Source organism: Photorhabdus cinerea, assembly GCF_011189575.1.
GTDB lineage: Bacteria > Pseudomonadota > Gammaproteobacteria > Enterobacterales > Enterobacteriaceae > Photorhabdus > Photorhabdus cinerea.
Genome location: NZ_PUJW01000032.1, coordinates 1 through 12,878 on the forward strand (window position 1 = coordinate 1; position 12,878 = coordinate 12,878).

Annotated in this window: 27 protein-coding genes; all 27 read left to right on the forward strand. The window is 45.7% G+C overall.

Annotated features, from left to right (window positions below; translation table 11 throughout):
- On the forward strand, positions 1-125 hold a 125-nt coding region (locus C5469_RS19700; RefSeq protein WP_479687571.1), incomplete at its 5' end, for an EF-Tu C-terminal domain-related protein.
- 502 nt (positions 126-627) lie between these two features.
- On the forward strand, positions 628-822 hold the full coding sequence (gene bfd / locus C5469_RS19705; protein ID WP_072023292.1) for a bacterioferritin-associated ferredoxin: 195 nt from the start codon (positions 628-630) through the stop codon (positions 820-822).
- Between the two features lie 77 nt (positions 823-899).
- A complete protein-coding gene (gene bfr, locus C5469_RS19710; protein WP_166310179.1) occupies positions 900-1,376 on the forward strand; it encodes a bacterioferritin in 477 nt (158 codons plus the stop codon).
- A gap of 313 nt (positions 1,377-1,689) precedes the next feature.
- Positions 1,690-2,001, forward strand: a complete 312-nt coding sequence (gene rpsJ, locus C5469_RS19715; RefSeq protein WP_001181005.1) for a 30S ribosomal protein S10 — start codon at positions 1,690-1,692, stop codon at positions 1,999-2,001.
- 32 nt (positions 2,002-2,033) lie between these two features.
- Positions 2,034-2,663 (forward strand): 50S ribosomal protein L3, encoded by a 630-nt coding sequence (gene rplC / locus C5469_RS19720; protein ID WP_166310181.1) that lies wholly within the window; start codon positions 2,034-2,036, stop codon positions 2,661-2,663.
- Positions 2,664-2,679: 16 nt separating this feature from the next.
- A complete protein-coding gene (gene rplD / locus C5469_RS19725; protein WP_166310183.1) occupies positions 2,680-3,285 on the forward strand; it encodes a 50S ribosomal protein L4 in 606 nt (201 codons plus the stop codon).
- Positions 3,282-3,584 carry a 50S ribosomal protein L23 gene (gene rplW, locus C5469_RS19730; protein ID WP_021322796.1) on the forward strand — a complete coding sequence of 101 codons (303 nt, stop codon included), beginning with the start codon at positions 3,282-3,284 and terminating at the stop codon, positions 3,582-3,584. The genes rplD and rplW overlap by 4 nt, the downstream gene beginning before the upstream one ends.
- A 19-nt stretch (positions 3,585-3,603) precedes the next feature.
- A complete protein-coding gene (gene rplB / locus C5469_RS19735) occupies positions 3,604-4,428 on the forward strand; it encodes a 50S ribosomal protein L2 (RefSeq protein WP_166310185.1) in 825 nt (274 codons plus the stop codon).
- A gap of 14 nt (positions 4,429-4,442) precedes the next feature.
- Positions 4,443-4,721 carry a 30S ribosomal protein S19 gene (rpsS, locus tag C5469_RS19740; RefSeq protein ID WP_011148791.1) on the forward strand — a complete coding sequence of 93 codons (279 nt, stop codon included), beginning with the start codon at positions 4,443-4,445 and terminating at the stop codon, positions 4,719-4,721.
- Between the two features lie 14 nt (positions 4,722-4,735).
- Positions 4,736-5,068, forward strand: coding sequence for a 50S ribosomal protein L22 (gene rplV, locus C5469_RS19745; protein WP_011148790.1), 333 nt, complete (start codon positions 4,736-4,738; stop codon positions 5,066-5,068).
- Between the two features lie 17 nt (positions 5,069-5,085).
- Positions 5,086-5,787: a 30S ribosomal protein S3 gene (gene rpsC / locus C5469_RS19750; protein WP_015836279.1), complete on the forward strand. Its 702-nt coding sequence runs from the start codon at positions 5,086-5,088 to the stop codon at positions 5,785-5,787.
- A gap of 12 nt (positions 5,788-5,799) precedes the next feature.
- Positions 5,800-6,210, forward strand: a complete 411-nt coding sequence (gene rplP / locus C5469_RS19755; protein ID WP_036773456.1) for a 50S ribosomal protein L16 — start codon at positions 5,800-5,802, stop codon at positions 6,208-6,210.
- A complete protein-coding gene (rpmC, locus tag C5469_RS19760) occupies positions 6,210-6,401 on the forward strand; it encodes a 50S ribosomal protein L29 (RefSeq protein WP_021322794.1) in 192 nt (63 codons plus the stop codon). Before rplP ends, rpmC begins: the two co-directional genes overlap by 1 nt.
- Positions 6,401-6,655: a 30S ribosomal protein S17 gene (gene rpsQ, locus C5469_RS19765; RefSeq protein WP_166310187.1), complete on the forward strand. Its 255-nt coding sequence runs from the start codon at positions 6,401-6,403 to the stop codon at positions 6,653-6,655. The genes rpmC and rpsQ overlap by 1 nt, the downstream gene beginning before the upstream one ends.
- A 173-nt stretch (positions 6,656-6,828) precedes the next feature.
- Entirely contained in the window at positions 6,829-7,200 is a 372-nt protein-coding gene (rplN, locus tag C5469_RS19770; protein WP_015836277.1) for a 50S ribosomal protein L14, read from the forward strand.
- 10 nt (positions 7,201-7,210) lie between these two features.
- The gene (gene rplX, locus C5469_RS19775) at positions 7,211-7,525 is read left to right on the forward strand and encodes a 50S ribosomal protein L24 (protein ID WP_132356032.1); all 315 of its coding nucleotides are present in this window, start codon (positions 7,211-7,213) and stop codon (positions 7,523-7,525) included.
- Positions 7,526-7,539: 14 nt separating this feature from the next.
- Entirely contained in the window at positions 7,540-8,079 is a 540-nt protein-coding gene (gene rplE, locus C5469_RS19780) for a 50S ribosomal protein L5 (RefSeq protein WP_166310189.1), read from the forward strand.
- 12 nt (positions 8,080-8,091) lie between these two features.
- Positions 8,092-8,397 carry a 30S ribosomal protein S14 gene (rpsN, locus tag C5469_RS19785; protein WP_054480940.1) on the forward strand — a complete coding sequence of 102 codons (306 nt, stop codon included), beginning with the start codon at positions 8,092-8,094 and terminating at the stop codon, positions 8,395-8,397.
- Positions 8,398-8,430: 33 nt separating this feature from the next.
- Positions 8,431-8,823, forward strand: coding sequence for a 30S ribosomal protein S8 (rpsH, locus tag C5469_RS19790; RefSeq protein WP_011148781.1), 393 nt, complete (start codon positions 8,431-8,433; stop codon positions 8,821-8,823).
- A gap of 14 nt (positions 8,824-8,837) precedes the next feature.
- On the forward strand, positions 8,838-9,371 hold the full coding sequence (rplF, locus tag C5469_RS19795) for a 50S ribosomal protein L6 (RefSeq protein ID WP_166310191.1): 534 nt from the start codon (positions 8,838-8,840) through the stop codon (positions 9,369-9,371).
- 9 nt (positions 9,372-9,380) lie between these two features.
- Positions 9,381-9,734: a 50S ribosomal protein L18 gene (gene rplR / locus C5469_RS19800; RefSeq protein WP_011148779.1), complete on the forward strand. Its 354-nt coding sequence runs from the start codon at positions 9,381-9,383 to the stop codon at positions 9,732-9,734.
- A gap of 14 nt (positions 9,735-9,748) precedes the next feature.
- Positions 9,749-10,249: a 30S ribosomal protein S5 gene (gene rpsE / locus C5469_RS19805; RefSeq protein WP_015836271.1), complete on the forward strand. Its 501-nt coding sequence runs from the start codon at positions 9,749-9,751 to the stop codon at positions 10,247-10,249.
- A gap of 5 nt (positions 10,250-10,254) precedes the next feature.
- Positions 10,255-10,434 (forward strand): 50S ribosomal protein L30, encoded by a 180-nt coding sequence (gene rpmD, locus C5469_RS19810; protein ID WP_011148777.1) that lies wholly within the window; start codon positions 10,255-10,257, stop codon positions 10,432-10,434.
- A gap of 3 nt (positions 10,435-10,437) precedes the next feature.
- On the forward strand, positions 10,438-10,872 hold the full coding sequence (rplO, locus tag C5469_RS19815) for a 50S ribosomal protein L15 (protein ID WP_054480934.1): 435 nt from the start codon (positions 10,438-10,440) through the stop codon (positions 10,870-10,872).
- A 7-nt stretch (positions 10,873-10,879) separates the two neighbouring features.
- Positions 10,880-12,211, forward strand: coding sequence for a preprotein translocase subunit SecY (secY, locus tag C5469_RS19820; protein WP_011148775.1), 1,332 nt, complete (start codon positions 10,880-10,882; stop codon positions 12,209-12,211).
- Positions 12,212-12,243: 32 nt separating this feature from the next.
- Positions 12,244-12,360: a 50S ribosomal protein L36 gene (gene rpmJ, locus C5469_RS19825; protein WP_002227352.1), complete on the forward strand. Its 117-nt coding sequence runs from the start codon at positions 12,244-12,246 to the stop codon at positions 12,358-12,360.
- Between the two features lie 146 nt (positions 12,361-12,506).
- Positions 12,507-12,863 carry a 30S ribosomal protein S13 gene (rpsM, locus tag C5469_RS19830; RefSeq protein ID WP_036773472.1) on the forward strand — a complete coding sequence of 119 codons (357 nt, stop codon included), beginning with the start codon at positions 12,507-12,509 and terminating at the stop codon, positions 12,861-12,863.
- Positions 12,864-12,878: the final 15 nt, after the last annotated feature.

Sequence of the window (12,878 nt, forward strand, 5' to 3'; positions counted from 1 at the left end):
GTGATAACATTCAGATGGTAGTTACCCTGATTGCACCAATCGCAATGGACCAGGGTCTGCGCTTCGCTATCCGTGAAGGCGGTCGTACAGTAGGTGCTGGTGTTGTTGCTAAAGTTATCGCATAATTGCTAATAATTAAGTTTCTGGTTCTAAAGTAGGTTTACACTCTAGAACTTCGACAGTAAGCACCTGATGTATTACATCAGGTGCTTGGTAGTTGGATTTATGTGATTCTTCCTTGGTTGTAGATTTCTACATTGTCCTCTAAATCATCTTTTATATTGTTTAAATGTCTTCGATTTGTGCCAGTGGTAGTTTATTCTTTAGGATTCTCATCAACCCATTCTGTTAGCGCATCCTGATATATCAGGTACATCTCTCTATCATCAGCATTCAGTAATGGTCTGCAATTTTTTCGAATGAATCAGACTCAGATAAGCTGTTCTTTTAAATACAGGTAAGCAATATTTGAGGCCCATATCTGTTCTGTCTCTGTTAGTAAGCACTGACATAGGTAGTTGGTATGGAGCCGAAAAATTGGAACAGATAATTAAATGCAAACGATTATTGAAATAATACTCATTATTATTTACCATGGGCTATAATATGTACCAGAGAGTGCTGTTTATGTATGTCTGCCTATGTAATGCGGTGAGTGATAGAACAATACGTAATGCGGTGCGTCAGCATCACGTTCACTCTATCAGAGAGTTAAAACGTATTGTTCCTGTAGGCCGTGATTGTGGGAAATGCATACGTCAAGCCAGAGAGCTAATTAATGAGGAAATTGCCCAACTGCCCAAGATAGATAAAGTTGCTTGATAAAAAATAAGGCAAGTTTACTACTACTCTGCTGAATAGGTACTACACTTTAAGTACTGGAAGCGGAGGGTTGGACTATGAAAGGTGATAAAAAAATCATTGCTTATTTAAATAAACTTCTTGGAAATGAGCTTGTCGCAATTAATCAGTATTTCCTGCATGCCCGGATGTTCAAAAACTGGGGGCTTACCCGCCTTAATGAGAAGGAATATCATGAATCTATTGATGAGATGAAGCATGCTGATAGGTACATTGAACGTGTTCTTTTTCTTGAAGGAATTCCTAATTTGCAAGACCTAGGGAAACTTAACATCGGAGAAGATATTGAAGAAATGCTCAGATCCGATTTGCAGCTTGAATTACAAGGAGCTCACGACCTGAGAGAAGCAATTGCTTATGCTGATTCGATTCATGACTATGTCAGCCGTGATTTGATGATAGATATCTTAGATGCGGAAGAGGGGCATATTGATTGGCTGGAAACTCAACTTGAACTAATTGAACGCATGGGGATTCAAAATTATTCCCAAGCGCAGATTCTTGAAGGAGAGTAGTCACTATAAATAATGCCCTATCCTACTACATTATACAGTTAGGGCATTCTTTGTTTCGTTCCATATTTTACATTTCCTCTCCGAACAGATTCTCATCTGTATCTTGCTTTGCTAATTGATTTGCGTATAATACGTGGGCTTACTTATGTGTAGGTCTGATTTGTCAATCAGCGAATGTGCAGAGCTTTTTACTGCCATTTAAAAATACTCCCGATATGGGGGTTATACATTGAACGATTACACTCTCCCGTCAATCGAAATGGGTACGAGGAGTAATTATTTACGTTTATAAAATAGTTGGAGCTCTGGTCTCATGCAGAACCAAAGAATCCGTATCCGCCTGAAAGCATTTGATCATCGTTTGATCGATCAATCAACTGCGGAAATTGTCGAGACCGCTAAGCGTACTGGTGCGCAGGTTCGTGGTCCGATCCCGCTGCCGACTCGTAAAGAGCGTTTTACCGTTCTGATTTCTCCGCATGTTAATAAAGATGCGCGCGATCAGTACGAAATTCGCACTCATAAGCGTCTGGTTGACATCGTTGAGCCAACCGAGAAAACCGTTGATGCTCTGATGCGTCTGGATCTGGCTGCCGGTGTAGACGTGCAGATCAGCCTGGGTTAATCAGGTCATTGAACGATTGAGAGGTTGAAACAATGATTGGTTTAGTCGGTAAAAAAGTGGGTATGACTCGCATCTTCACTGAAGATGGCGTTTCAATCCCTGTAACTGTTATCGAAATTGAAGATAACCGCGTTACTCAGGTTAAAGACTTGGATCATGATGGTTATCGTGCAATTCAGGTTACCACTGGTAGCAAAAAAGCTAGCCGTGTAAACAAACCTGAAGCAGGGCATTTTGCTAAAGCTGGCGTTGAAGCTGGCCGTATCCTGCGTGAATTCCGCCTATCTGAAGGCGAAGAATATGCTGTAGGTCAAAGCATTAGCGTTGAGATTTTCGCTGACGTTAAGAAAGTCGACGTTACTGGTACATCTAAAGGTAAAGGTTTTGCTGGCACTGTTAAGCGCTGGAATTTCCGTACCCAAGATGCTAGCCACGGTAACTCTTTGTCTCACCGTGTTCCGGGTTCTATCGGTCAGAACCAAACTCCGGGCAAGGTATTTAAAGGCAAGAAAATGGCAGGCCAACTGGGTAATGAACGTGTAACCGTTCAAAGCCTGGATGTAGTACGTGTTGACGCTGAGCGCAACCTGCTGCTGGTCAAAGGTGCTGTTCCAGGTGCGACTGGTAGCAACCTGATCGTAAAACCGGCTGTTAAGGCGTAACGTCGAGGAGATAGGAATGGAATTGGTAATGAAAGACGCGCAAGGCGCGCTGACTGTTTCCGAAACTACCTTCGGGCGTGATTTCAATGAAGCGCTTGTGCATCAAGTAGTTGTTGCTTACGCAGCTGGTGCACGTCAAGGTACTCGTGCTCAGAAAACCCGTGCTGAAGTTTCTGGTTCAGGTAAAAAACCATGGCGTCAGAAAGGCACTGGTCGTGCACGCTCTGGTTCTATTAAGAGTCCAATTTGGCGCTCTGGTGGTGTAACTTTCGCAGCTAAGCCACAGGACCACAGTCAAAAAGTTAATAAAAAAATGTACCGCGGTGCTTTGAAAAGCATCCTGTCTGAGCTGGTACGTCAAGATCGTTTGATCGTTGTCGAGAAGTTCTCTGTAGAAGCTCCTAAAACTAAGCTTCTGGTTCAGAAACTGAAAGAAATGACTCTGGAAGATGTGCTGATTATCACTGGTGAAGTTGATGAGAACTTGTTCTTATCAGCTCGTAATCTGTACAAGGTTGATGTCCGTGATGCAGCTAGTATCGATCCAGTTAGTTTGATAGCCTTCGATAAAGTGGTTATGACTGCTGATGCTGTGAAGCAAGTTGAGGAGATGCTGGCATGATCCGTGAAGAACGTCTGCTGAAAGTACTGCGCGCGCCGCATGTATCTGAAAAAGCTTCTACAGCGATGGAAAAAAGCAATACCATCGTTCTCAAAGTTGCAAAAGACGCGACTAAAGCAGAAATTAAAGCTGCTGTACAGAAATTATTTGAAGTCGAAGTTGAAGGTGTTAACACTTTGCTGGTTAAAGGCAAAACTAAACGCCACGGTCAGCGTATTGGTCGTCGTAGCGACTGGAAAAAAGCTTACGTTACTCTAAAAGAAGGCCAGAATATGGACTTCATTGGTGGCGCAGAGTAAGTCGGAGGAGTAAAGAACAATGGCAATTGTTAAATGTAAACCTACGTCTCCGGGCCGTCGCCACGTTGTTAAGGTGGTTAACCCTGAGCTGCATAAGGGCAAACCTTATGCTCCGTTGCTGGAAAAAAGCAGCAAAACCGGTGGTCGTAACAACAATGGCCGTATTACCACTCGTCACATTGGTGGTGGCCACAAGCAGCATTATCGCTTGATTGACTTCAAGCGTAACAAAGATGGTATTCCTGCTGTAATTGAGCGCTTGGAATATGATCCAAACCGTTCAGCAAACATCGCCCTGGTTCTGTATAAAGACGGTGAGCGTCGTTATATTCTTGCACCTAAAGGTTTGAAAGCTGGTGATCAGATCCAATCTGGTGCTGATGCAGCTATCAAAGCTGGTAACGCATTACCAATGCGCAATATCCCAGTTGGTTCTACTGTACACAATGTAGAAATGAAACCGGGTAAAGGCGGTCAGTTGGCTCGTTCTGCTGGTGCATATGTTCAGATCGTTGCTCGTGATGGTTCTTATGTGACCTTGCGTCTGCGTTCTGGTGAAATGCGTAAAGTTCTGTCTGACTGTCGTGCTACTTTAGGCGAAGTTGGTAATGCAGAACACATGCTACGCGTTCTGGGTAAAGCTGGTGCAAGTCGCTGGCGTGGCATTCGTCCTACCGTTCGTGGTACGGCGATGAACCCGGTAGATCACCCACATGGTGGTGGTGAAGGTCGTAACTTTGGTAAACATCCTGTAACTCCTTGGGGCGTTCAAACTAAAGGTAAGAAGACCCGTAGTAATAAACGTACTGATCAGTTCATCGTACGTCGCCGTACTAAAAAATAATTAGAGGATAAGCCATGCCACGTTCTCTCAAGAAAGGTCCATTTATTGACCTGCACTTGCTGAAGAAGGTAGAGAAAGCGGTGGAAAGCGGAGACAAAAAGCCTATTAAGACTTGGTCCCGTCGTTCAACGATCTTTCCTAACATGATCGGTTTGACCATCGCTGTCCATAATGGTCGTCAGCATGTACCTGTTTTTGTTTCCGACGAAATGGTTGGTCATAAACTAGGTGAATTCGCGCCGACCCGTACTTATCGCGGCCATGCGGCCGATAAAAAGGCTAAAAAGCGCTAAGGTAGGAGGAAGAGATGGAAACTATCGCTAAACATCGCCACGCTCGTTCTTCTGCTCAGAAGGTTCGCCTTGTAGCTGACCTGATTCGCGGTAAGAAAGTGTCGCAAGCTCTGGAAACTCTGACCTATACCAACAAGAAAGCTGCTGGTTTAGTGAAGAAAGTACTTGAGTCTGCTATTGCTAATGCAGAACACAACGATGGTGCTGACATTGATGATCTGAAAGTCACGAAGATTTTCGTAGACGAAGGCCCGACCATGAAGCGTATTATGCCTCGTGCAAAAGGTCGTGCAGATCGCATCCTGAAGCGCAGCAGCCACATTACTGTGGTTGTGTCCGATCGCTGAGACTCTGGAGACTAGCAATGGGTCAGAAAGTACATCCTAATGGTATTCGCCTGGGTATTGTCAAACCTTGGAACTCTACCTGGTATGCGAATACCAAAGAATTCGCTGATAACCTGGACAGCGATTTTAAAGTGCGCCAGTACTTGAATAAAGAATTGGCAAAAGCGTCTATTTCACGCATTGTTATTGAACGTCCTGCTAAAAGCATCCGTGTAACTATTCACACTGCTCGCCCAGGCATCGTAATCGGTAAGAAAGGTGAAGACGTAGAGAAACTGCGTAAAACTGTAGCGGAAATCGCTGGTGTTCCTGCGCAAATTAATATTTCTGAAGTGCGTAAGCCTGAACTGGACGCAAAACTGGTTGCTGATAGTATCACTTCACAGTTGGAACGTCGTGTTATGTTCCGCCGCGCTATGAAGCGCGCAGTCCAGAACGCAATGCGCTTGGGTGCCAAAGGTATTAAAGTGGAAGTAAGTGGCCGCTTGGGCGGTGCTGAAATCGCGCGTACTGAATGGTATCGTGAAGGTCGTGTACCATTGCACACATTACGTGCAGACATCGATTATAACACTTCAGAGGCGCACACCACTTATGGTGTACTCGGTGTTAAGGTATGGATCTTCAAAGGTGAGATCTTGGGTGGTATGGCTGCTGTTGAACAGGCGGAAAAACCGGCTGCGCAACCTAAAAAGCAGCAGCGTAAAGGCCGCAAGTAAGGAGAGTCGCTGATGTTACAACCAAAGCGTACGAAATTCCGTAAAGTGCACAAAGGCCGTAACCGTGGTCTGGCAGCAGGTGCGGATGTTAGCTTCGGCACTTTCGGCCTGAAAGCTGTGGGCCGTGGTCGTCTGACAGCACGTCAGATTGAAGCGGCACGTCGTGCTATGACTCGTGCAATTAAACGTCAAGGTAAAATCTGGATTCGTGTATTCCCAGACAAACCAATCACTGAAAAGCCACTCGAAGTACGTATGGGTAAAGGCAAAGGTAACGTAGAATATTGGGTTGCCTTGATCCAGCCCGGTAAAGTCCTTTATGAAATGGACGGTGTGTCTGAAGAGCTGGCTCGTGAAGCATTCAAGCTGGCAGCAGCGAAACTGCCTATCAAAACCACCTTTGTAACTAAGACGGTGATGTAATGAAAGCACAAGAGCTGCGCGAAAAAAGCGTTGAAGAGCTGAACACAGAGCTGCTGAACCTGCTGCGTGAACAATTTAACCTGCGTATGCAGGCAGCAAGTGGCCAGCTACAACAGTCTCACCTGTTGAAACAAGTGCGTCGTGATATCGCACGCGTTAAGACTTTATTGACTGAGAAGGCGGGTGCGTAATGACCGATAAAATCCGTACTCTGCAAGGTCGTGTTGTTAGTGACAAAATGGAGAAATCTATTGTTGTTACTATTGAGCGTAAGGTGAAGCATCCTCTGTATGGTAAATTCATCAAACGTACGACTAAACTGCACGTACATGACGAGAACAATGAATGTGGAATAGGTGATGTGGTGGAAATCCGTGAAACCCGTCCATTGTCCAAAACTAAATCTTGGACCTTAGTTCGCGTTGTAGAGAAAGCGATTCTGTAAGCTGACTCGAATAGAGTAAACGGCTCAGGCAATGAGCCGTTTATTTTTTCTATCCATATCTGAGATGTGGTGTTATAATGCCGCGCCCTCATGATATGGGGTATCTGAACGGCCTCTTTATTTTATATAGTGAAGTAGGCTCAGTAGTAGTTGACATTTAGCGGAGCACTAAAATGATCCAAGAACAGACTATGCTGAACGTGGCCGACAACTCCGGTGCACGTCGCGTAATGTGTATCAAGGTTCTGGGTGGCTCGCACCGTCGCTACGCACACGTCGGCGACATCATTAAAATCACCATCAAGGAAGCAATTCCTCGTGGTAAAGTGAAAAAAGGTGATGTCCTGAAAGCGGTAGTGGTGCGCACCAAGAAGGGTGTTCGTCGCCCTGACGGTTCTGTCATTCGCTTCGATGGCAATGCTTGCGTGTTGTTGAACAACACAAGTGAGCAGGTTATCGGTACGCGTATTTTTGGGCCGGTAACTCGTGAACTTCGTAATGAAAAGTTCATGAAAATTATCTCCCTGGCACCAGAAGTACTCTAAGGAGCGGACAATGGCAGCGAAAATCCGTCGTGATGACGAAGTTATCGTGCTGACTGGCAAAGATAAAGGTAAGCGCGGTAAAGTAAAACAGGTTCTTTCTACTGGAAAGGTCATTGTTGAAGGTATTAACTTGGTTAAAAAACATCAGAAGCCTGTTCCGGCTCTGAACCAACCAGGTGGCATCGTTGAAAAAGAAGCTGCAATCCAAGTTTCAAACGTTGCAATCTTCAATGCGGCAACCAGTAAGGCTGACCGTGTAGGTTTTAGATTTGAAGACGGTAAAAAAGTTCGTTTCTTCAAATCTAACAGCGAAACTATCAAGTAATTTGGAGTAATACGATGGCGAAACTGCATGATTACTACAAAGACGATGTAGTCCAAAAACTGATGGCTCAGTTTGACTACAATTCTGTCATGCAAGTCCCTCGGGTCGAGAAGATCACCCTGAACATGGGTGTTGGTGAAGCGATTGCTGATAAGAAACTGCTGGATAATGCAGCAGCAGATTTGGCTGCAATCTCTGGTCAAAAACCATTGATCACCAAAGCACGCAAATCAGTTGCAGGCTTCAAAATCCGTCAGGGCTATCCAATCGGCTGTAAAGTTACCCTGCGTGGTGAACGCATGTGGGAGTTTCTTGAGCGCCTGATTTCTATTGCTGTACCTCGTATCCGTGACTTCCGTGGTTTGTCTGCTAAGTCATTTGATGGTCGTGGTAATTACAGCATGGGTGTACGTGAGCAAATCATCTTCCCTGAAATCGATTACGATAAAGTGGATCGTGTTCGTGGTTTAGATATTACTATTACCACAACTGCGAAATCTGATGATGAAGGCCGCGCACTGTTGGCTGCTTTTAACTTCCCGTTCCGCAAGTAAGGCAGGGTATTCATGGCTAAGCAATCAATGAAAGCACGTGATGTAAAACGTGTGAAATTGGCTGAAAAATTCTTCACTAAACGTATAGAATTGAAAGCTATTATTTCTGATGTGAATGCATCTGATGAAGAGCGTTGGAATGCTGTTCTTAAGCTGCAGACACTGCCACGTGATTCCAGCCCTTCTCGTCAGCGTAATCGCTGTCGCCAAACTGGGCGTCCGCATGCATTTTTGCGGAAGTTTGGGTTGAGCCGTATTAAAGTCCGTGAAGCCGCTATGCGCGGTGAAATTCCGGGCCTTAAAAAGGCTAGCTGGTAATTGTCACCAATTGAATCACGGGAGTAAAGACAGATGAGCATGCAAGATCCCATCGCGGATATGCTGACCCGTATCCGTAACGGTCAGGCCGCGAACAAAGTTGCGGTCACCATGCCTTCCTCTAAGCTGAAAGTGGCAATTGCCAAGGTGCTGAAGGAAGAAGGTTATATTGAAGATTACAAAATCGAAGGCGACACCAAGCCAGAACTGGAATTAGTACTGAAGTACTTCCAGGGTAAGGCTGTTGTAGAAAGTATTCAGCGCGTAAGCCGCCCAAGTCTGCGCATCTATAAGAAAAAAGATGAGCTGCCACAAGTTATGGCTGGTTTAGGTATTGCTGTTGTTTCTACCTCTAAAGGTGTAATGACTGATCGTGCAGCTCGCCAAGCTGGTCTTGGTGGCGAGATTCTCTGCTACGTAGCTTAATTCGGGAGGAAAGAATGTCTCGTGTTGCAAAAGCACCCGTCGTCATTCCTGCCGGCGTAGAGGTAAAACTCAACGGTCAGGTGATTTCGATTAAGGGTAAAAACGGCGAGTTGAGTCGTACAATCCACAGTGCAGTTGAAGTTAAACATGCAGATAACCAACTGACCTTCGCTCCACGCGATGGTTATGTAGATGGTTGGGCACAGGCGGGTACTACTCGTTCTTTGCTGAATGCTATGGTTATTGGTGTTACCGAAGGCTTCACTAAGAAGCTTCAACTGGTAGGTGTTGGTTATCGTGCAGCAGTCAAAGGCAATGTTGTTAACTTGTCTCTTGGCTTCTCGCATCCAGTTGACCACGAACTGCCAGCAGGCATTACTGCAGAATGTCCGTCACAAACTGAAATCGTACTGAAAGGTGCTGATAAGCAGGTAATCGGTCAGGTTGCGGCAGAACTGCGTGCCTATCGTCGTCCTGAGCCTTATAAAGGTAAGGGTGTTCGTTACGCCGACGAGGTCGTGCGTATCAAAGAGGCTAAGAAGAAGTAAGGTAACACTATGGATAAGAAAGCAGCTCGTATCCGTCGTGCGACCCGCGCACGCCGCAAGCTCCAGGAACTGGGTGCGACTCGCCTGGTGGTACATCGTACCCCTCGCCATATTTATGCGCAGGTTATCGCACCAAACGGTTCTGAAACTTTGGTGGCAGCTTCTACTACAGAAAAAGCTATCAATGAGCAGTTGAAATACACTGGAAATAAAGAAGCCGCAGCAGCAGTTGGTAAAGCAATTGCTGAACGTGCACTGGAAAAAGGTATCAAAGATGTATCCTTTGACCGTTCTGGTTTCCAATATCATGGTCGAGTCCAGGCACTGGCAGATGCTGCCCGTGAAGCTGGCCTTCAGTTCTAAGGTAGAGGTGTAAGATGGCTCACATCGAGAAACAAGCTGGCGAACTGCAGGAAAAGCTGATTGCGGTAAACCGCGTATCTAAAACCGTAAAAGGTGGCCGGATTTTCAGCTTTACCGCACTGACTGTTGTAGGTGATGGTAATGGTCGCGTTGGTTTTGGCTACGGCAAAGCACGCGAAGTTCCGGCAGCAATCCAGAAAGCGATGGAAAAAGCCCGTCGCAATATGAAAACCGTCGCACTGAACAGCGGCACTTTGCATCATCCAGTGAAAGGCGCACACACCGGTTCCCGCGTGTTCATGCAGCCTGCTCATGAAGGTACTGGTATCATTGCTGGTGGTGCTATGCGTGCTGTTTTGGAAGTGGCTGGTGTTCGTAACGTACTGGCTAAAACCTATGGTTCCACTAACCCAATTAATGTGGTTCGTGCAACCCTGGATGCTTTAGACAGCATGAAGTCTCCAGAAATGGTCGCAGCTAAGCGTGGTAAATCCGTCGAAGAAATTCTGGGGTAATGGCCATGGCTAAGACTATTAAAGTAACACAAATTCGCAGTTCAATCGGTCGTCTGCCTAAACATAAGGCGACTCTGGTTGGTTTAGGTCTGCGTCGTATCGGTCATACAGTAGAGCGTGAAGATACTCCGGCTATACGCGGTATGATCAACTTGGTTTCCTATATGGTTAAAGTTGAGGAGTAACAGATGCGTTTAAATACTCTGTCTCCGGCTGAAGGTGCCAAGCATGCGCCTAAACGTGTAGGTCGTGGTATTGGTTCGGGCTTGGGTAAAACTGGTGGCCGTGGTCACAAAGGTCAGAAATCTCGTTCTGGCGGTGGCGTGCGTCGCGGTTTCGAAGGTGGTCAGATGCCTTTATACCGTCGCTTGCCAAAATTTGGCTTCACTTCACGTAAGGCAATGGTTACAGCAGAAGTTCGTCTGTCTGATTTCGCTGCCGTTGAAGGCGATATTATCGATCTGAACGCACTGAAAGCCGCTAACATCGTTGGCATTCAAATTGAATTCGCGAAAGTTATGCTTTCTGGCGAAATCAACCGTGCAGTAACTGTGCGTGGCCTTCGTGTTACTAAGGGTGCCCGTGCTGCAATTGAAGCTGCTGGCGGTAAAATTGAGGAATAAGTAACAGATGGCTAAACAACCAGGATTAGATTTTCAAAGTGCTAAAGGTGGACTGGGCGAGCTGAAACGCAGACTGTTGTTTGTTATTGGAGCGCTGATTGTTTTCCGTATTGGCTCTTTTATTCCTATCCCTGGTATTGATGCCACTGTGCTTGCCAAATTGCTCGAACAGCAAAGAGGCACCATCATTGAAATGTTTAACATGTTCTCTGGTGGTGCTTTAAGTCGTGCTTCTATCTTTGCCTTGGGAATAATGCCGTATATTTCTGCGTCTATTATTATCCAGTTGCTGACAGTGGTTCATCCAACATTAGCCGAGATTAAGAAGGAAGGGGAAGCTGGTCGTCGTAAGATTAGCCAGTATACCCGCTATGGTACTTTAGTGCTGGCTATATTCCAGTCAATTGGTATTGCTACTGGTTTACCGAATATGCCAGGGATGCAAGGACTGGTAATTAACCCAGGATTTGCTTTCTACTTCACGGCTGTTGTGAGCTTAGTCACTGGGACGATGTTCCTGATGTGGCTAGGCGAGCAGATTACTGAGCGAGGTATTGGAAACGGTATCTCTATCATAATCTTTGCTGGTATCGTTGCGGGTCTGCCGCCGGCTATTGGCCATACCATCGAGCAAGCTAGGCAAGGCGATCTGCACTTCCTCCTGTTGCTGTTGGTTGCAGTGTTAGTGTTTGCAGTAACTTTCTTCGTTGTTTTCATGGAGCGTGGCCAACGACGTATCGTTGTTAACTATGCGAAACGTCAACAGGGTCGCCGAGTTTATGCAGCACAGAGTACACATTTACCGTTGAAAGTGAATATGGCTGGGGTTATCCCTGCGATTTTTGCTTCCAGCATTATTCTGTTCCCTGGTACCATAGCTTCTTGGTTCGGGGGTGGAACCGGTTGGAACTGGCTGACTACTATTTCAATGTACTTGCAGCCTGGGCAACCGCTTTATGTGTTACTCTACGCGTCTGCAATCATCTTCTTCTGTTTCTTTTATACTGCGTTGGTTTTCAACCCGAGAGAGACAGCGGATAACCTGAAGAAGTCCGGTGCATTTGTACCAGGAATTCGTCCGGGAGAGCAAACGGCCAAGTACATTGATAAAGTAATGACACGCCTGACTTTGGTTGGTGCGATGTATATTACTTTCATCTGCCTAATCCCGGAGTTCATGCGTGATGCTATGAAAGTACCATTTTATTTTGGCGGTACTTCACTACTTATCGTAGTTGTGGTCATCATGGACTTTATGGCTCAAGTGCAAACTTTAATGATGTCAAGTCAATACGAGTCTGCATTGAAGAAGGCAAACCTTAAAGGTTATAACCGCTAATTGGTTTGCTCGAGAAGTTACGGAGAGTAAAAATGAAAGTTCGTGCTTCCGTCAAGAAATTATGCCGTAACTGCAAAATCGTTAAGCGTAACGGTGTCGTTCGTGTGATTTGCAGTGCAGAGCCTAAGCATAAACAACGCCAAGGCTAATAAAATAGCATATTTTTCTTGCAAAGTCGGTTTGAGCTGGCTAAATTAGCCAGCCAATCTTTTTTATATCACAGCAACATTGTTTGAGTATCCTGAAAACGGGCTTTTCAGAATGGTGTTGCCGTAAATAATTGTAGGAGTGCATAGTGGCCCGTATAGCAGGCATTAACATTCCTGATCAGAAGCATACCGTAATCGCTTTGACATCGATCTACGGAATTGGTAGAACTCGCTCTCAAGCCATTTGTGCTGCGGCGGGTATTGCTGAACATGTTAAGATCAGTGAGCTGTCTGAAGAGCAAATTGACAAGCTGCGTGACGAAGTTGCCAAATACGTTGTAGAAGGTGATCTGCGTCGTGAAGTAACCCTGAGCATCAAACGTCTGATGGATCTTGGTACTTATCGTGGTTTACGTCACCGTCGTGGTCTACCAGTTCGCGGTCAGCGTACTAAGACCAATGCACGTACCCGTAAGGGTCCACGTAAGCCGATCAAGAAATAATCGGGGTATTGTATA

Excerpts from the sequence above, each read along its gene's own strand:
- bfd (WP_072023292.1), top strand. The coding sequence starts at position 628 with ATGTATGTCTGCCTATGTAATGCGGTGAGTGATAGAACAATACGTAAT.
- bfr (WP_166310179.1), top strand. The coding sequence starts at position 900 with ATGAAAGGTGATAAAAAAATCATTGCTTATTTAAATAAACTTCTTGGA.
- rpsJ (WP_001181005.1), top strand. The coding sequence starts at position 1,690 with ATGCAGAACCAAAGAATCCGTATCCGCCTGAAAGCATTTGATCATCGT.
- rplC (WP_166310181.1), top strand. The coding sequence starts at position 2,034 with ATGATTGGTTTAGTCGGTAAAAAAGTGGGTATGACTCGCATCTTCACT.
- rplD (WP_166310183.1), top strand. The coding sequence starts at position 2,680 with ATGGAATTGGTAATGAAAGACGCGCAAGGCGCGCTGACTGTTTCCGAA.
- rplW (WP_021322796.1), top strand. The coding sequence starts at position 3,282 with ATGATCCGTGAAGAACGTCTGCTGAAAGTACTGCGCGCGCCGCATGTA.
- rplB (WP_166310185.1), top strand. The coding sequence starts at position 3,604 with ATGGCAATTGTTAAATGTAAACCTACGTCTCCGGGCCGTCGCCACGTT.
- rpsS (WP_011148791.1), top strand. The coding sequence starts at position 4,443 with ATGCCACGTTCTCTCAAGAAAGGTCCATTTATTGACCTGCACTTGCTG.
- rplV (WP_011148790.1), top strand. The coding sequence starts at position 4,736 with ATGGAAACTATCGCTAAACATCGCCACGCTCGTTCTTCTGCTCAGAAG.
- rpsC (WP_015836279.1), top strand. The coding sequence starts at position 5,086 with ATGGGTCAGAAAGTACATCCTAATGGTATTCGCCTGGGTATTGTCAAA.
- rplP (WP_036773456.1), top strand. The coding sequence starts at position 5,800 with ATGTTACAACCAAAGCGTACGAAATTCCGTAAAGTGCACAAAGGCCGT.
- rpmC (WP_021322794.1), top strand. The coding sequence starts at position 6,210 with ATGAAAGCACAAGAGCTGCGCGAAAAAAGCGTTGAAGAGCTGAACACA.
- rpsQ (WP_166310187.1), top strand. The coding sequence starts at position 6,401 with ATGACCGATAAAATCCGTACTCTGCAAGGTCGTGTTGTTAGTGACAAA.
- rplN (WP_015836277.1), top strand. The coding sequence starts at position 6,829 with ATGATCCAAGAACAGACTATGCTGAACGTGGCCGACAACTCCGGTGCA.
- rplX (WP_132356032.1), top strand. The coding sequence starts at position 7,211 with ATGGCAGCGAAAATCCGTCGTGATGACGAAGTTATCGTGCTGACTGGC.
- rplE (WP_166310189.1), top strand. The coding sequence starts at position 7,540 with ATGGCGAAACTGCATGATTACTACAAAGACGATGTAGTCCAAAAACTG.
- rpsN (WP_054480940.1), top strand. The coding sequence starts at position 8,092 with ATGGCTAAGCAATCAATGAAAGCACGTGATGTAAAACGTGTGAAATTG.
- rpsH (WP_011148781.1), top strand. The coding sequence starts at position 8,431 with ATGAGCATGCAAGATCCCATCGCGGATATGCTGACCCGTATCCGTAAC.
- rplF (WP_166310191.1), top strand. The coding sequence starts at position 8,838 with ATGTCTCGTGTTGCAAAAGCACCCGTCGTCATTCCTGCCGGCGTAGAG.
- rplR (WP_011148779.1), top strand. The coding sequence starts at position 9,381 with ATGGATAAGAAAGCAGCTCGTATCCGTCGTGCGACCCGCGCACGCCGC.
- rpsE (WP_015836271.1), top strand. The coding sequence starts at position 9,749 with ATGGCTCACATCGAGAAACAAGCTGGCGAACTGCAGGAAAAGCTGATT.
- rpmD (WP_011148777.1), top strand. The coding sequence starts at position 10,255 with ATGGCTAAGACTATTAAAGTAACACAAATTCGCAGTTCAATCGGTCGT.
- rplO (WP_054480934.1), top strand. The coding sequence starts at position 10,438 with ATGCGTTTAAATACTCTGTCTCCGGCTGAAGGTGCCAAGCATGCGCCT.
- secY (WP_011148775.1), top strand. The coding sequence starts at position 10,880 with ATGGCTAAACAACCAGGATTAGATTTTCAAAGTGCTAAAGGTGGACTG.
- rpmJ (WP_002227352.1), top strand. The coding sequence starts at position 12,244 with ATGAAAGTTCGTGCTTCCGTCAAGAAATTATGCCGTAACTGCAAAATC.